Origin of the sequence: Acetobacter sp. (assembly GCF_047721705.1) — a bacterium.
Taxonomy (GTDB): domain Bacteria; phylum Pseudomonadota; class Alphaproteobacteria; order Acetobacterales; family Acetobacteraceae; genus Acetobacter.
The window spans coordinates 1-13,482 of record NZ_JBDNXK010000039.1 but is presented as its reverse complement, the minus strand read 5'-3'; the positions used below and the strand labels follow the sequence as shown (position 1 = coordinate 13,482).

The following is a 13,482-nucleotide window of genomic DNA, read 5'->3' as shown; positions in this document are numbered from 1 at the left end:
TGTGTATGAAGCCGCAGTCATGACTGCTGAAAAGGAACCGGGGCCTGCCGTCTTCGAGTGGGCTGGTGGAGGTGAATCCATGCCCCGGATTCCCGTCTGGCTGCACTTTGACGAAGCATGGTATCGCGCGACCTATCCCAAGGTGGAAAAGGAACTGGCGGCTGGTGTCGGTTCCAGCGCGCTGGCGCATTATCTGCTGATCGGCCAACTCAGCGGATATTCGCCAAACAGGTGGTTTGATGAAAAATGGTACCGGCAGGCCTATCCGGATGTTGCCGCGCAGATTGAAAACGGCACCTTTCGGTCCGGTTTCGAACATTATACGCACGTAGGTTACCGCGATCATTCCCCCAACTGGCTGTTTTCCGAAACCTATTATCGGACACATGACCCTGATGTGACAGGGCAGGTGCTGAAATCGGAAAATCTGGCCAATGGGTACGATCATTTCCTCTCAAAAGGGGAATGCGGCTTTCGTAGCGGCAGTCGTTTTTTCGATCCGGCGGTTTTTGAACGTCACGCAGGCTCACGCGATCATTCTGGTGGCTCATTCGCGTTTGCCAGCTTTCTGGCAAATACAGATGGCAAGTCCGACAGGTATCGTGCGTCCTGGTATTTCGATCCTGTCTGGTATCTTGCGCGTTATCCCGAAGTCAGTGCCCTCATTGCCGAGCAAAAGGTGGTATGCGCACTTCATCATTACCTGACGCTCGGTGAACCTGCTGGTTATTCCCCACAAGCTGCTTTTTCCGAGGAGTTCTATCGCGAGCGATATCCCGATGTTGGCGCAGGGGTGGGAGCCGGTCAGTTCCGGTCCGGTTACGACCATTTTCTGACTGCTGGCGCATTTGAAGGGCGTCAGCCTGCTCCGGACATCTCTCTTATCGACTATGCCGCGCGCTCAGGCGTGCGGGCAGATGTCGAAGCCGGCCTGTTCCGTGATCCGTTTGCTCACTGGGTTGCGGCCCATGAACGGGATGGGGGTATCGGGGAAACAAAGGTACTGGACGAAGCGCATTCAAAGATGATGTTCGTCCGGGAAGCTGAAGGCTTCCTCCCCGAAGTCGGGCGCAGCAAGCTGGATTTCAGCTTTAACGGTCAGCCGGACGTGAGCGTGATTGTGGTGCTGCACAATCAGTTTCCGCTCACCATGATGGCGCTGGCGTCGCTGCGTGACTGTTACGCGGGCGCGTTGGAACTGATCGTAATCGATTCCGGGTCGAAAGATGAAACCGCGCGTTTGGAGCACTATGTTTCCGGTGCGGTCATCCGTCACCTGAATCACAATGCGAGTTTTCTGCTGTCCTGCAACATGGCGCTGGACCTGGTCTCGGCAGACGTGCTGCTTTATCTGAACAACGACGTCAAACTGATGCCCGGTGCCGTCAGTATCGCGCTGGAGCGTCTGAAATCCGATGAGCGTATCGGTGCTGTTGGTGGGAAGATCATCCGTACGAACGGGCTTCTTCAGGAGGCTGGTTCCATCATCTGGCGTGATGGAGCAACGTTCGGCTATCTCCGTGACCACGATCCGAACTGTCCGGAAGCCAATTTCGTTCGGGATGTCGATTACTGCTCAGGCGCGTTTCTGATGACCCGAACGGATCTGGTGCGCTCTCTCGGCGGGTTCGACCCGGCTTATGCTCCGGCCTATTTTGAAGAATCCGATTTCTGCGTGCGTCTGATCCGCAGCGGTTATCGGGTGGTGTATGACCCTTCTGTAGTGATTGAGCATCTGGAGTTCGGTTCCTCCACATCCGCGGATTCTGCTGCTCTGATGCAGCGTAATCGTCGGATTTTTGTCAGCAAACAGGCCGATTTCCTGCGCAATCAGTATCCGGCGCATCTGGGAAATGCGGTGCTGGCCCGTTCCCGTCCAACAGGGGGGCTGCGTGTTCTCTACATTGAGGACCGCATCCCGCTCCGCAGTCTTGGTTCCGGGTATGTCCGCTCCAATGACATCGTGCGCAGCCTTGCCCGGCAGGGATGTGCGGTGACGGTTTTTCCGGTCGACGCGCATTATCATTCGCTTGGCCGGATTTATGGCGATTTCCCCGATACGGTCGAAGTGCTGTTTGACCGCTCGGCTGAGAAACTCGACGGCTTTCTGGAAGAGCGCGCCGGGGCTTTCGATCTGGTATGGATCGGGCGCACGCACAATCTCGCCCGTCTTCTGCCCGTGCTGCACAAGAACAGCCGCTATCTGCCCGGAACGCCGTTTGTGCTCGACACGGAAGCCGTTCTGAGCCCGCGTCTGCAACTGCGGGATCAATTGCTCGGTTCCCGAGACGGAAAACGCTCCAAGGATCTGGACGTCGCGCTGCGGGAGGAGTTCGAATGTGCTTATTTCTGTCAGGAAATCGTTGCCGTGACGGAGCACGAGGCTGCTCTTATCCGGCGTGCCGGACACGAAAATGTCGCTGTTCTGGGGCATTCAGTGCAGCCACGGCCAACGCCTGCGCCCTTTGATCAGCGGCACGGCCTGCTGTTCGTGGGGGCAATTGTCGATAATGAATCTCCCAATCTGGACTCGCTGCTCTGGTTCGCCCGGGAAGTCATGCCGCTTCTCAGAGAAAGACTGGGAGAGGATGTCCGCCTCACAGTGGCCGGGTCGCGTTCGCGACGAGTTGATCTGGCTGCTCTTTATGAGTTTGAAGGGATCGACATCGTCGGCGAAGTGGAGGATCTGGAACCTCTTTACAATGCGCATTGCGTGTTTGTTGCGCCGACACGCTTTGCTGGAGGGATTCCCTACAAGATTCACGAAAGCGCTGCGTTCGGATTGCCTGTGGTTGCGAGCGATCTGCTGATCGGTCAACTCGGCTGGAGCAGTGGGCAGGATATTCTTTCGGGTGGAGCGCCTGATGCGCAGATGTTCGCTGATGCGGTCGTGCGGCTCTACCAGGATGAAGGCATGTGGAACAGCGTTCGGAACAGTGCGCTGCACCGCATCAAGACCGAGTGCGATCCTGCTCGGTTTGACAAAGCGGTGGCGACCATACTTGAAGGCGCAAGACAATGAACGGTTGCGCAGCGAATGACACGAACTGAGAACCGGAAGGGACTGGACAAACGGATGGCAAAGACGAGCGAATTTTCCGGGCGGGTTCTGATCTGCAGCGGGGGCCGGTTTGAATCGCAGGCGAACGCGCAGATCCGTGAGTCGATCATGGCAGGCTGGGGCGAGTGCTTCGGTGAGGAAAATGTGACGGCCGCCAATATCAGTGGCGCGGCGGCCGCGATCCGTTTCCTGAAACCGACAGTCGTGTTCGGTATTGGTTCGTATCTTCCGGAAAGCACGTATTTCGGTGAGGTCTGCCGTGAGGCGAAGAAGGTAGGCGCTGCGACGGTTTTCTGGGCTACGGAAGATCCCTACGAGCAGGATGCCAACTATCGCATCACTCACGATTTCGATGCGATCTTCTCCTGTGAGCGCTGGGGCTCGAACTTCTACACTCGTGACAAGGTGTGGCATCTGCCTCTCGCTGCTTGTCCGAAGCTGCACTATCGCCCGATCGACGAGGCGGTTGAGCGCACCATCGACGTTCTGTTCTGTGGCGTGGCGTTCACGAACCGCAAGGATATCGTACGGGGCCTTCTGCCCACGCTGAGAAATCTCAACATCAAGATCGTTGGCCCCGGTTGGGCGGAGCTTGGAATCGGGTTCTCTGACGCGCGTCTCGAAAAGGAACAACTGGTGCAGTTCTATCAGCGCTCCAAGCTGGTTCTGAACCTTGGTCGCAGTCTGAACTTCGAGAACAAGCGTTTCATGATCGCACCGTCCACGCCGGGACCTCGTACCTTTGAGGCGGCAGCGGCGGGCGCGTTGCAGGTCTTCCACGAAGATACGTACGAAATTCGTCGTTATTATACGAAAGAGGAAATTCCCTCCTTTTCGAACCGCAAGGATTTCGATCAACTGGTTGAGACCTATCTCGACAATGATCAGCTCCGTATCGAGACCACCAAGAAGGCTCAGGCGCGTACGATGGCGGATCACACCTACGGTCATCGTATCCGTCAGGCGCTGGGCATTCTGAAAGAAAATGGTCTGCTTGCCTGTTGAGGGCTGAAACCTCACTTCTTTCTGAAGCGTGTCTTGTTCTCAAGACACGCTTTCATTGGCAACTTCCTGTTGAGCCGGTAACCTCGCGCCATGGCTGATCCTGTAGATTTCTCCACGCCGGACCCGACCGTTCGCGAGCTTCTGGCAACCCATTCCAACCTCTCGCTCGACGTGCGCAGTGGCCTGATGCTCGATGGAGTGCCATTGCAGGCCATCGCCGATGCGGTGGGGACGCCGTGTTGGGTCATGAGCGCAGAAACCCTGCGCCGCCGGGCAGCGATCCTGCTGAATGCCATGAAAGACGCAGGACTTTCGATCTCGGCCCATTTTGCGGTCAAGGCGAACGATCATCTTGCCGTGCTGGAAATTCTGGCGCGTGCGGGGATGGGAGCCGATGTGGTGAGCGGTGGCGAACTGCTGCGCGCGCGCAAGGCGGGTATTCCTGCATCGAAGATCGTTTTTTCGGGCGTAGGCAAGACGGATGCCGAACTGCGGCTGGCCATTGAGGAAGGCGTCTCCCAGATCAATGTGGAAAGCGCTGAAGAACTCGAAGTCCTGTCAGGGGTGGCTGCATCATTGGGGAGCGAAATCGCTGTCGCTCTCCGTGTGAACCCGGATGTGGACGCCAGAACCCACGCCAAGATCACAACCGGCGTTGCAGGAAACAAGTTCGGCATTCCCTACGAGGAAGCTCTTGATCTTTATCGGGAAGCACACGCCCTGCCGGGGGTGAAGGCTGTCGGTTACGCCGTGCATATCGGCAGCCAGATTCTGACGATGGAACCATACCGGGACGCATACAGACGTGTCGCGGAACTTGTGCGCGACACGCGGGCTGCGGGTCTTCCCGTATCCGTGGTGGATTGCGGCGGTGGGATCGGGATCAATTATCGGGACGAAGGCGCAGCCTCGCCAAACGCATGGGCCGGCGCGATCCGTTCCGAACTGGGTGATCTCGATGTCAGGCTGGCCATCGAACCAGGACGCTGGATAGCGGCTCCTGCAGGTGTGCTTCTGGCCAGCGTGGTGCTGCGAAAAGCGGTGCGCGGTGGCTATCCGTTCATTATTCTAGATGCCGCCATGAACGATCTGTTGAGACCTGCGCTTTATGAAGCGTGGCATGGAATCCTGCCTCTGTCGGCCCATGACGCCATGCTTGCACCGGAAACCGCCAGCATTGTCGGGCCGGTCTGCGAAAGTGGTGATACATTCGCCAAAACCCGTGAGTTGCCTCCGTTACAGAGAGGTGCGCGGGTGGCGTTGCTCGATACGGGAGCTTATGGCGCAGTGATGAGTTCGACTTACAACGCCCGTCCGTTCGCCGCTCAGGTACTGGTTGATGGCGGCACGTGGACTGTCATTCGTGAGCGACAGAGCATCGAATATCTGTGGGCGCACGATATCGTTCCGGCCAGCGTCAGCACATGAGCGGGGCGCATCCGGAACAGGTCGGAAGCGGGACACCCGCCTCACATATGTCTCCGGAAGCGCGTCTTGCGGTTGTCCGCAAGCAGGCTGCACGCGTTCTTTCCAGTGAACGTCTGATCGTCCGTCTTGCGCCAGCCGCCTCGGTGGCGGGAGGATATTGTCTTGTCGGGCTGCTGCGTATCCCACAGAGCATGCCTGACTGGCTTCATGCGTTTGTGGAGGTTGGCGCCTTTGGTGCCACCATATGGCTGGCGCGATACGGCTTGCAGAACTATGTCGCTCCCACCGAAAGTGAGTGTGACGCACGGATCGAGCAGGTTTCTGGGCTTCAGAACAGACCGCTTGCTGCGCTGACGGACCATTCATCCGGTGTTGGTTCTGGCGCGGTGTGGAACATTTACCAGCAACGGCTTCTGGCTTCCCTAGGGCCATTGAAGGCGGGTCTGCCGCGCCTTTCCACCTTGGGGAAAAATCCGGTCATCATTCCGCTGCTTGTCGCGCTTGCAGGCACTGGCGTGTGGGCAGGCGCACATGCGCCGGGTCGCCTCGTTGCAGCCTTCATTCCGGGCTTTGATGATCCCGACGTGCCGATGCCGCACGTGGAAGCATGGATCACACCACCATCCTATGCGCCTTCAGCGCCCGTGTTTCTCGGCGATGGCCTCGCACACGCGCCAGCGGTTCCTGAAGGCTCGATGCTTGTTTCCACCGTAACGGGTCTTTCCTCCGCGCCGCATCTGAATGGCGGTTTTCGAGATGAGACCCTTCAGCCTTTGGGTGAGCATTCGTGGCGCATACAGGCGGTTCTGAATAAAACCGGTTCCTTCGTGGTCCGTAGCCGTGGACGGACGATTGCTTCATGGAATCTGACGGTCACGCCGGATGGTGCGCCACAGGTGGCATGGGGAAAGAATCCGGGTGGAGAAAAAGGCGGACGGCGCACGCGACTGCCTTACGAAGCGCGACATGCCTACGGCATTGGCAGCCTCGTCGTGGAGATGAAGCTGACGCATGCCGGTTTGCTGACGAAAAGCCGCGTGCTGCGCGTGCCTATCCCGGTGACAGGGCATCCAGTGGACGCGAAGGGGGTGACAACCCCTGATCTTTCCGACGATCCGTGGGCTGGCGAAGAAGTCTCCGCCACTCTTGTGGCGAAAAGTGTAAGCGGCAAGCAAGCACGCAGTCCGGCGGTCACCTTCCATCTTGGATCACGTAATTTCCGATCGCCGGTCGCGCGGGCTGTGCTGGATCTGAGAAAGCGGCTCGCGCTTGGCGATGAGAAGCGTGAGGCGGCGGCTGATGATCTGGCCACTCTGGGGGAAACGCCGGGTCCGGTGCAGAACAATACCGGTACGTTTCTCAATCTGACGTCTATCGTCGCGCTACTGAATGATCGTGATGTCACGGACGACAGCGCGCGTGAGGAAGCCGTGGCGCGCTTGTGGGATCTGGCGCTCGATATCGAGGACCAGCTTCATGGCGGGAAAGACGCTGCTGTCGCGTCCATTGATGTACGTGCGGCACAGGAAGCGGTGTCGCAGCAGCTCAAGCATATGCGGGAAGATAACGCGCATACCCCTGAGGATCAGGCCGAGCTGAAACGTCGCATGGATGCGCTGCGGGCTGCGATTGGCCGCAAGATGCAGATGCTGGCGGAGCAGGCGATCAGGGAAGGATCAGCCATTCCGAACCTCCCCGGCCTGACGAAATCGGGCGATCAGGCTTTCCAGAAACTGATGGAACGTTTGCAGGGCGATGCGGCTGATGGCCGTGATTCTGGCGCGATGGACAAGCTGCAACAGCTTGAGGATTCCATCGAGCGCATGAGAAACGCGACGCCTCAGGACATGGCGCAGCTTGCCCAGCAGATGGCCGCCCAGCAGAAGCTGAAGGAGCAGGCGGAAGGTCTGGCGGATGTGATCAAACAGCAGACTGGTCTGCTGGATCATTCCCAGTCACGTCTGGATCGTGAGAAGCGTCGTCAGGAGCGTGCTAATGAAAGCGCTTCTCCGTCGGGGGAAAACGACGATCTTTCCACCATGTCCACGAGTGAGCTCCTCCGTCGGCTTGGTCTTGTGCCCCCTCAGGAAGGAAGTGAGGGCGCCCCAACTCCACAACAGGGCGGTAATAACGGGGACGGTCAGCAGCACACTGCGGGGAGCCAGCAGTCGCAGGATGGACAGCCTTCATCCCAGAATGGCGAGAAGCCCGATGATGGTGCAGCCAATGCAGATCAGCAGCGTGCCGATGGGGCAGGGCAGCACGCGCTGATGCGGGCGACCGAAGAACTCGGCACGGAATTTAAGGAACTGTCGGGTAAAGAGGTGCCGGGCTTCGGCAAAGCTGCCAAGGCCATGAAGGACGCCCGACATGCGCTTGCGGAAGGGAATGACGACAAGGCGACCAAAGATCAGACGGAAGCGCTCAAAGACCTGATGCAGGGGCGCAACCAGATGCGTCAGGCGTTACAGGGTAAGGGCGGATCTTCCGGTCCTACCAGCTTTCTCCCGTCTCTGGGTGGTGGTGGAGGCAGCGGCGATCAGCAGCAGTCCGGTAGTGGCGGTGATGATGGCGGCAGCGGCACGGATGACGGGCAGGGCGGTGACGACCAGAAAGCCGATCAGGATCCGTTGGGCCGTGCAACGGGAGAAGGCAGCGATCGCAGTCCCGACAAGGGCGATCATCTGCCCGAGACCACAACGCGGGAACGCGCTCACGAGATTGAGGAGGAACTGCGTCGTCGTGATTCCGACCGGACGCGCCCTCGTGAGGAGCTGGAATATCTCGATCGGCTTCTGAAGTCTTTCTGACAAAAAACGGGCGGAAACACCAGGTTCCCGTCCGTTTCGGTAAAGTTGTGCCCGCCCGTTATTTCTTGGCGGCAGGAGCAGCCGTCGTGGCCGGGGCAGAAGATGCAGGCGCTGCTTGAGCGTCCAGCACGTCATCATCCACAAAAACGAGACCATTCAGCGCCTGATCGACGGCTGAGAGAGCGTCCTGCGGATTACGGCCTTCGACAAAGACCTGTGCACGAGCAATAGCGCCCTTCGTCATGTTCAGCGGTGCAAGAGCAACGATGAAGTCAACCTGATCGTTAACCACCTGCATGCTCTGAGCGGCCTGCTGGTTGTTGCCCGTCTTGATCTGGCTGTTGGCCGCTGCGATGGCAGCTTTCTTTTCCGGTGCCAGCGTCTCGGTTTCTACAAACTCACCACCGATCGGGATCCATGTTTCAGGCGCGGTAGACGGGACATGGCCAGCAGGGGCTGGATGCTGCGGAACACGGTTGAGAGAGGCTTCGGCCGCATCAAACTTCTTGCTGGCCTTGCTGGCAGCATCAAGCTTCTTTTCCGCGTCATAAAGCAGCGGAACCGTCTGCTCGGTCTTGCCAGCCGTTAGAAGATCATGAGCCTGAAGCAGGTCGGCGAAAGCACGCTGCCCGTCAATGGACAGATGCTTGAAGGCCCGACCAGCCTTGAATTTCTCCCAGTCCGTGTGGACCGAGCCTGCGTGCGCAAATGTCGGCGCAACGGCGAGGCCCGCAGCGAGCATGAAGGAAAGAGCGGTTTTTTTCATAAAATCAAAACTCCTCTGCCTGACTGACAATCTCCCCTTGATGGAGATTTCTTCAGAAAGCAGTTGTGCGACGTGTCGGCAGTTTATTTGGCAACAATACGACACGTTTTGAAGAGGTATCGTCACATTTTTCTTGCATATGTCGGATACGGCCAGAAGTCTCTCAGCTCAGTGGTATTTTTACCGCTTCCGAAAGCGCCGATGCGATGCCGGGAGCGACTGCCAGAATGGTTGCTCCTCCGGTCAGGCCACCGTCACGAAGGAATGGAGAGACGCAGGCACCGGCTTCCGCGAGGATGGGAAGCGCTCCCGCCACATCCCATAGATTGATGACGATCTCGATATAGCCGTCGAGGCGTCCACAGGCGACATCAGTGAGCGCCAGCGCGCCGGAACCACCGGAACGCGGCATGGCGCCGAGACGGAGAATGGCGTCAATTTTCTCGTTGAAAACCTCACGCGGCACACGGTTGCTCCAGCCCATTTCGATCATGGCACTTTTGGGATCCGAAACGGGCGACGCCTTGATGGGCGTGCCGTTCAGGAAAGCGCCCTTGCCGATCAGGCCGGTATAGGTCTCACCGAGAGCGGGTGCACAGACCACACCCGCAACGGGTCGATCATCTTCGAGAAGACCAAGCGATACGCACCACCGATTGCGTCCCCGCGCGAAGTTGGACGTGCCGTCAATGGGATCGACGACCCAGCGCAGGCTGCCCTGTCGGGTGGAGCCTTCCTCTTCCCCCTGAAATCCGTCTTCAGGAAAAAGCGTCGCCATGCGCTGCGAGATGAAGGCTTCCACAGCACCATCGGCTTCCGTCAGCCAGTCCTGCGCCGATTTCTGGGTGCCGATTGGGCCGCCCGGGGGCGGACGCATGGAAAGAGCAAGGCGTGCCGCGTCGCTTACGACAGCGCGCGCGACCTCAAAACGACGCTCAAGGGCAGCAGTCATTGGCATCATCTTCGGCCCGAAGGCCGATCTCCCATTGTCGCCAGAACGTCAACAGGACGCCCTTTCTTTAACAGGATGAGAGATAGGCGGGGAAACAGCGGAGTGTCGAGACCGGAACATGCGGGAACCAGTCATGCTCCCATTCCGTTTTCAAGGCAGGAAAACAGGTGGGTATGTTTGGCGATGTCTCTCGCTGATGTTGCCTACATCATCTTCGCCAGCCTTGTGAGGAGCAGAATGATGCGCAGAACACTCGTCGCGGCAGGGTTGTTTCTTTTGGCCGCTTCGCCCGATCTTGCGAAAGGGGCGACAGAAACCCCGACAAAGCCGACGATGTGGTACTGGCATAACTGGGCAGATCGTGACGGTGTCAGCCATATGACCCGCTGCCCTCTCCGCGAATTTGATCTCAAAACCATGTCCAAGCCGGCTGGGCCACAATGGCAGGACAGGGTGCAGCAAGGTGCTGCGAACGTCATCTTTACTGTCCAGCCAGCCCATTGGGATGGTTCGTGGCATCCTGATCCGAAAGTCCAGTGGATCATCCCGCTGAGAGGCACCTGGTATGTGACGGCGATGGACGGACACAAGGTGCCGATGGGACCGGGTGAAGTGTCACTCGGCGAGGATCAACTGAGTCGGAAGGATGCGCAGGGCAGAGTGGGGCATTACGCTGGAAATGTTGGAGACGGGCCGGTCGAACTAATGGTCATCCAGACGGATGCAGCTCCAACGCAGGACCAGCCCTGCCGCTTCAAATGAAGGGGAGAACTGATCCCCCGCTCCAGTCAGTAAGTCTTACATCTTGTGCAGGGCACAAAGCTTGTTGCCATCAGGATCACGCAGATAGGCGAGATACAGATCTCCCAGCGCATTCTTGCGCACACCCGGAGGATTTTCGATCTGGGTGCCGCCGTTTTCGCCACCAGCTTTCCACCATGCGTCGATTTTTTCCGGCGTCTCGATGCTTAAGCCGATGGTCGAGCCATTGCCTGCAGTTGCCGGTTCGCCATTGAGCGGCTTGCCGATCACGAGACGTCCATTGTTGTGGCTGTAAACAAGGCGGCCCTTTTCGTTCAGCGTTCCCGGCGTGCCGCCTATGGCTGTGAATATGGCGTCGTAGAATTTGCGGGAACGCTCGATATCATTACTGCCAAGCATGACGTGACTGAACATATGCTGTGATCTCCCTGCCGGTGCGTTCGGCCTTCATGAGCGAAAGGCGGCCTTATTTACGCGCCGTGAAGCTTACAGGTAGGATGTTCCGGCACACAAGCTGGCCGCTCCGTTGACGGCGGGGCGAAGACCGTATTCAAATAATGACATGATATCGCATCCTTCGGCTGGCAGCCTTGCCGGCACTTCCGTCCTGTTCGATCTGGATGGCACGATCATCGACTCCCGCATGGGGATCATCGCGACAATCAGGCAGGTGTTGGAGGAACTGGGGCACACACCAGATCCCTCTCACGATCTGAGCTGGGTAGTTGGCCCTCCACTCCGCGATCTGATCGGCGAGATCCTCAAACATTACGGCGATGATCGTTGTGAGGAGGCGATGGCCTGCTATCGTCGTCTTTACGAGACAGGCGGCGCTCTCCGCGCGCCGGTCTTTTCCGGCATGAGAGAAACCATTAGCGCCATTCAGAACGCTGGTGCCACACTCTATATTGCCACATCGAAGCCGAAGATTCTTGCCCGGTCCATACTGGAGAGAACGGGGCTGCTGCATCATTTCCGCGAAGTCTACGGTGCGCGACCGGACGATAGTGGCGCCGAAAAGCCGGAACTGATCGCTTCCGTTCTGGCGGATCATCAGATCGAAAAGCACCATGCCGTCATGATAGGCGATCGCAGGTTCGATATTTCAGGAGCGCATGCCAACAATATCCGCGCCCTCGGTGTGGCGTGGGGGTACAGTTCGGAAGGAGAGCTTCTAGACGCTGCACCCGAGGTTATTGTGGCGCAACCAGCGGAACTGCCGGGTTATGTGGCTCAGCAGTTGAATGCAGCAAAACAGCATGTTCATGCCTGACAGAAACTGCATTTCGTAGCGGCACGGCAAAACAGCGATCAGAATTGCGAGGGAGCGGATTGCTCAAACGCGCAATTTCCGGTCAAGTGTCGCTCCCACAAACAGGCCGATGGCCAGTAGACAGTCATGAACCCGGAGCACGGGCAGGAGAAGCAGGTCGTGAGCAGCGCCGAGGACCTACAGTTCAAAATCCTTCAGCATCCCAATCCCACCTCGCCGGAAAAGCGCGTCGAACTGATGGCGAACCCAACGTTCGGGCGTGTCGCCACAGACCACATGGTGATGATCCGCTATACGGAAGGCAAAGGCTGGCACGATGCGCAGGTCATGCCGCGCGGGCCGTTATCCCTCGATCCCTCTGCCGCTGTCCTGCATTATGCACAGGAAATTTTTGAAGGCCTCAAGGCCTTTCGTACCAAGGACGATGGCATTGCCATTTTCCGTCCTGACGCCAATGCGCGCCGTTTCCGTTCTTCCGCCGAGCGCATGGCGATGCCTCAGCTGCCGGAAAGTCTGTTTGTCCGTGCTGTGGACGAACTGGTGAAGGCTGATCGGGACTGGGTGCCGTCGGGTGAAAACGCCAGCTTGTATATTCGGCCCTTCATGTTCGCCAATGATGCGTTTCTTGGTGTGAAACCGGCTTCCGAATATATGTTCCTGGTCATTGCGGCGCCGGTCGGAGCCTATTTCAGCGCTGGAGCTGTCACGGTCTGGGTCTCCGAAACCTATACCCGCGCCGCTCCGGGTGGCACGGGCGCTGCAAAATGCGGCGGCAACTACGCGGCGTCCTTGCTCGCGCAGGCCGAAGCGAAGCACCATGGCTGTGATCAGGTGGTGTTCCTTGATGCCGTTCATCACCGTTTCGTCGAGGAGATGGGTGGCATGAACATCTTCTTCGTTTTTGAAGATGGCTCCATCCGGACACCGCCTCTGACGGGCACGATCCTTCCCGGCATCACACGTGAGTCGCTGCTCACGATTGCAAAGGAGAAAGGGATCAAGGCGCATGAAGAGCCTTATACGATTGACCAGTGGCTCGAGGATGCACGTTCGGGTCGACTGACAGAGGTGTTTGCCTGTGGAACGGCGGCTGCTGTTTCCCCGATTGGCGCCGTACGCACCAAGGATGGTGAAGTCAAAATCGGTGATGGGACAGGTGCCGGTCCTGTGACAGCCAGTTTGAAAGAAAGCCTGATTGCAGCGCAGCGGGGACAGGCAAACGATCACCATCACTGGGTGCATCGCGTTCTCTGATATGAGCAGAAGGGAAGCAGGTTGATTGACCGGCTTCCCTCTGATTTATTGATTTTGGTATTTTGTATTTATAAATGGAAATTTGCGCATAGATATTTTTTCTTCTTCTATTTTATATAAATGATATTTTTAAGTATAAGTCTTTTTGTTGGAACATTTTCATATATAGGC

At 57.8% G+C, this 13,482-nt stretch carries 10 protein-coding genes; 7 read left to right on the top strand and 3 right to left on the bottom strand.

Features of this window, described 5'->3' with window-relative positions:
• Positions 1-19 precede the first annotated feature (19 nt).
• From ABF824_RS08380 to ABF824_RS08365, 4 genes are all read left to right on the top strand, one after another.
• Positions 20-3,022: a glycosyltransferase gene (locus ABF824_RS08380; protein WP_415487971.1), complete on the top strand. Its 3,003-nt coding sequence runs from the start codon at positions 20-22 to the stop codon at positions 3,020-3,022.
• A 54-nt stretch (positions 3,023-3,076) separates the two neighbouring features.
• Entirely contained in the window at positions 3,077-4,066 is a 990-nt protein-coding gene (locus ABF824_RS08375; protein WP_415487969.1) for a CgeB family protein, read from the top strand.
• Between the two features lie 90 nt (positions 4,067-4,156).
• On the top strand, positions 4,157-5,494 hold the full coding sequence (lysA, locus tag ABF824_RS08370; RefSeq protein ID WP_415487967.1) for a diaminopimelate decarboxylase: 1,338 nt from the start codon (positions 4,157-4,159) through the stop codon (positions 5,492-5,494).
• On the top strand, positions 5,491-8,304 hold the full coding sequence (locus ABF824_RS08365; RefSeq protein ID WP_415487965.1) for a DUF4175 domain-containing protein: 2,814 nt from the start codon (positions 5,491-5,493) through the stop codon (positions 8,302-8,304). The genes lysA and ABF824_RS08365 overlap by 4 nt, the downstream gene beginning before the upstream one ends.
• Before the next feature lie 58 nt (positions 8,305-8,362).
• On the opposite strand, the gene ABF824_RS08360 is transcribed toward ABF824_RS08365, so the two are convergent.
• A complete protein-coding gene (locus tag ABF824_RS08360; protein ID WP_415487963.1) occupies positions 8,363-9,070 on the bottom strand; it encodes a YfdX family protein in 708 nt (235 codons plus the stop codon).
• A 163-nt stretch (positions 9,071-9,233) separates the two neighbouring features.
• On the bottom strand, positions 9,234-10,022 hold the full coding sequence (locus ABF824_RS08355) for an inositol monophosphatase family protein (protein WP_415487961.1): 789 nt from the start codon (positions 10,020-10,022) through the stop codon (positions 9,234-9,236).
• A gap of 240 nt (positions 10,023-10,262) precedes the next feature.
• On the opposite strand from ABF824_RS08355, the gene ABF824_RS08350 reads away from it, so the two are divergent.
• Positions 10,263-10,784: a cupin domain-containing protein gene (locus ABF824_RS08350; RefSeq protein WP_415487991.1), complete on the top strand. Its 522-nt coding sequence runs from the start codon at positions 10,263-10,265 to the stop codon at positions 10,782-10,784.
• Between the two features lie 36 nt (positions 10,785-10,820).
• Here the strand turns inward: ABF824_RS08350 and ABF824_RS08345 are convergent, their stop codons facing one another.
• The gene (locus tag ABF824_RS08345; protein WP_415487959.1) at positions 10,821-11,198 is read right to left on the bottom strand and encodes a VOC family protein; all 378 of its coding nucleotides are present in this window, start codon (positions 11,196-11,198) and stop codon (positions 10,821-10,823) included.
• A 148-nt stretch (positions 11,199-11,346) separates the two neighbouring features.
• On the opposite strand from ABF824_RS08345, the gene ABF824_RS08340 reads away from it, so the two are divergent.
• Positions 11,347-12,057: an HAD hydrolase-like protein gene (locus tag ABF824_RS08340; RefSeq protein ID WP_415487957.1), complete on the top strand. Its 711-nt coding sequence runs from the start codon at positions 11,347-11,349 to the stop codon at positions 12,055-12,057.
• 159 nt (positions 12,058-12,216) lie between these two features.
• On the top strand, positions 12,217-13,311 hold the full coding sequence (locus ABF824_RS08335; RefSeq protein ID WP_415487955.1) for a branched-chain amino acid aminotransferase: 1,095 nt from the start codon (positions 12,217-12,219) through the stop codon (positions 13,309-13,311).
• The last annotated feature ends 171 nt before the right edge of the window (positions 13,312-13,482 follow it).

What these genes read in the sequence shown, in the direction of transcription:
- ABF824_RS08355 (WP_415487961.1), bottom strand. Translation starts at nt 10,022, where the DNA reads ATGACTGCTGCCCTTGAGCGTCGTTTTGAGGTCGCGCGCGCTGTCGTA.
- ABF824_RS08350 (WP_415487991.1), top strand. Translation starts at nt 10,263, where the DNA reads ATGCGCAGAACACTCGTCGCGGCAGGGTTGTTTCTTTTGGCCGCTTCG.
- ABF824_RS08345 (WP_415487959.1), bottom strand. Translation starts at nt 11,198, where the DNA reads ATGTTCAGTCACGTCATGCTTGGCAGTAATGATATCGAGCGTTCCCGC.
- ABF824_RS08365 (WP_415487965.1), top strand. Translation starts at nt 5,491, where the DNA reads ATGAGCGGGGCGCATCCGGAACAGGTCGGAAGCGGGACACCCGCCTCA.
- ABF824_RS08380 (WP_415487971.1), top strand. Translation starts at nt 20, where the DNA reads ATGACTGCTGAAAAGGAACCGGGGCCTGCCGTCTTCGAGTGGGCTGGT.
- ABF824_RS08340 (WP_415487957.1), top strand. Translation starts at nt 11,347, where the DNA reads ATGATATCGCATCCTTCGGCTGGCAGCCTTGCCGGCACTTCCGTCCTG.
- ABF824_RS08360 (WP_415487963.1), bottom strand. Translation starts at nt 9,070, where the DNA reads ATGAAAAAAACCGCTCTTTCCTTCATGCTCGCTGCGGGCCTCGCCGTT.
- lysA (WP_415487967.1), top strand. Translation starts at nt 4,157, where the DNA reads ATGGCTGATCCTGTAGATTTCTCCACGCCGGACCCGACCGTTCGCGAG.
- ABF824_RS08375 (WP_415487969.1), top strand. Translation starts at nt 3,077, where the DNA reads ATGGCAAAGACGAGCGAATTTTCCGGGCGGGTTCTGATCTGCAGCGGG.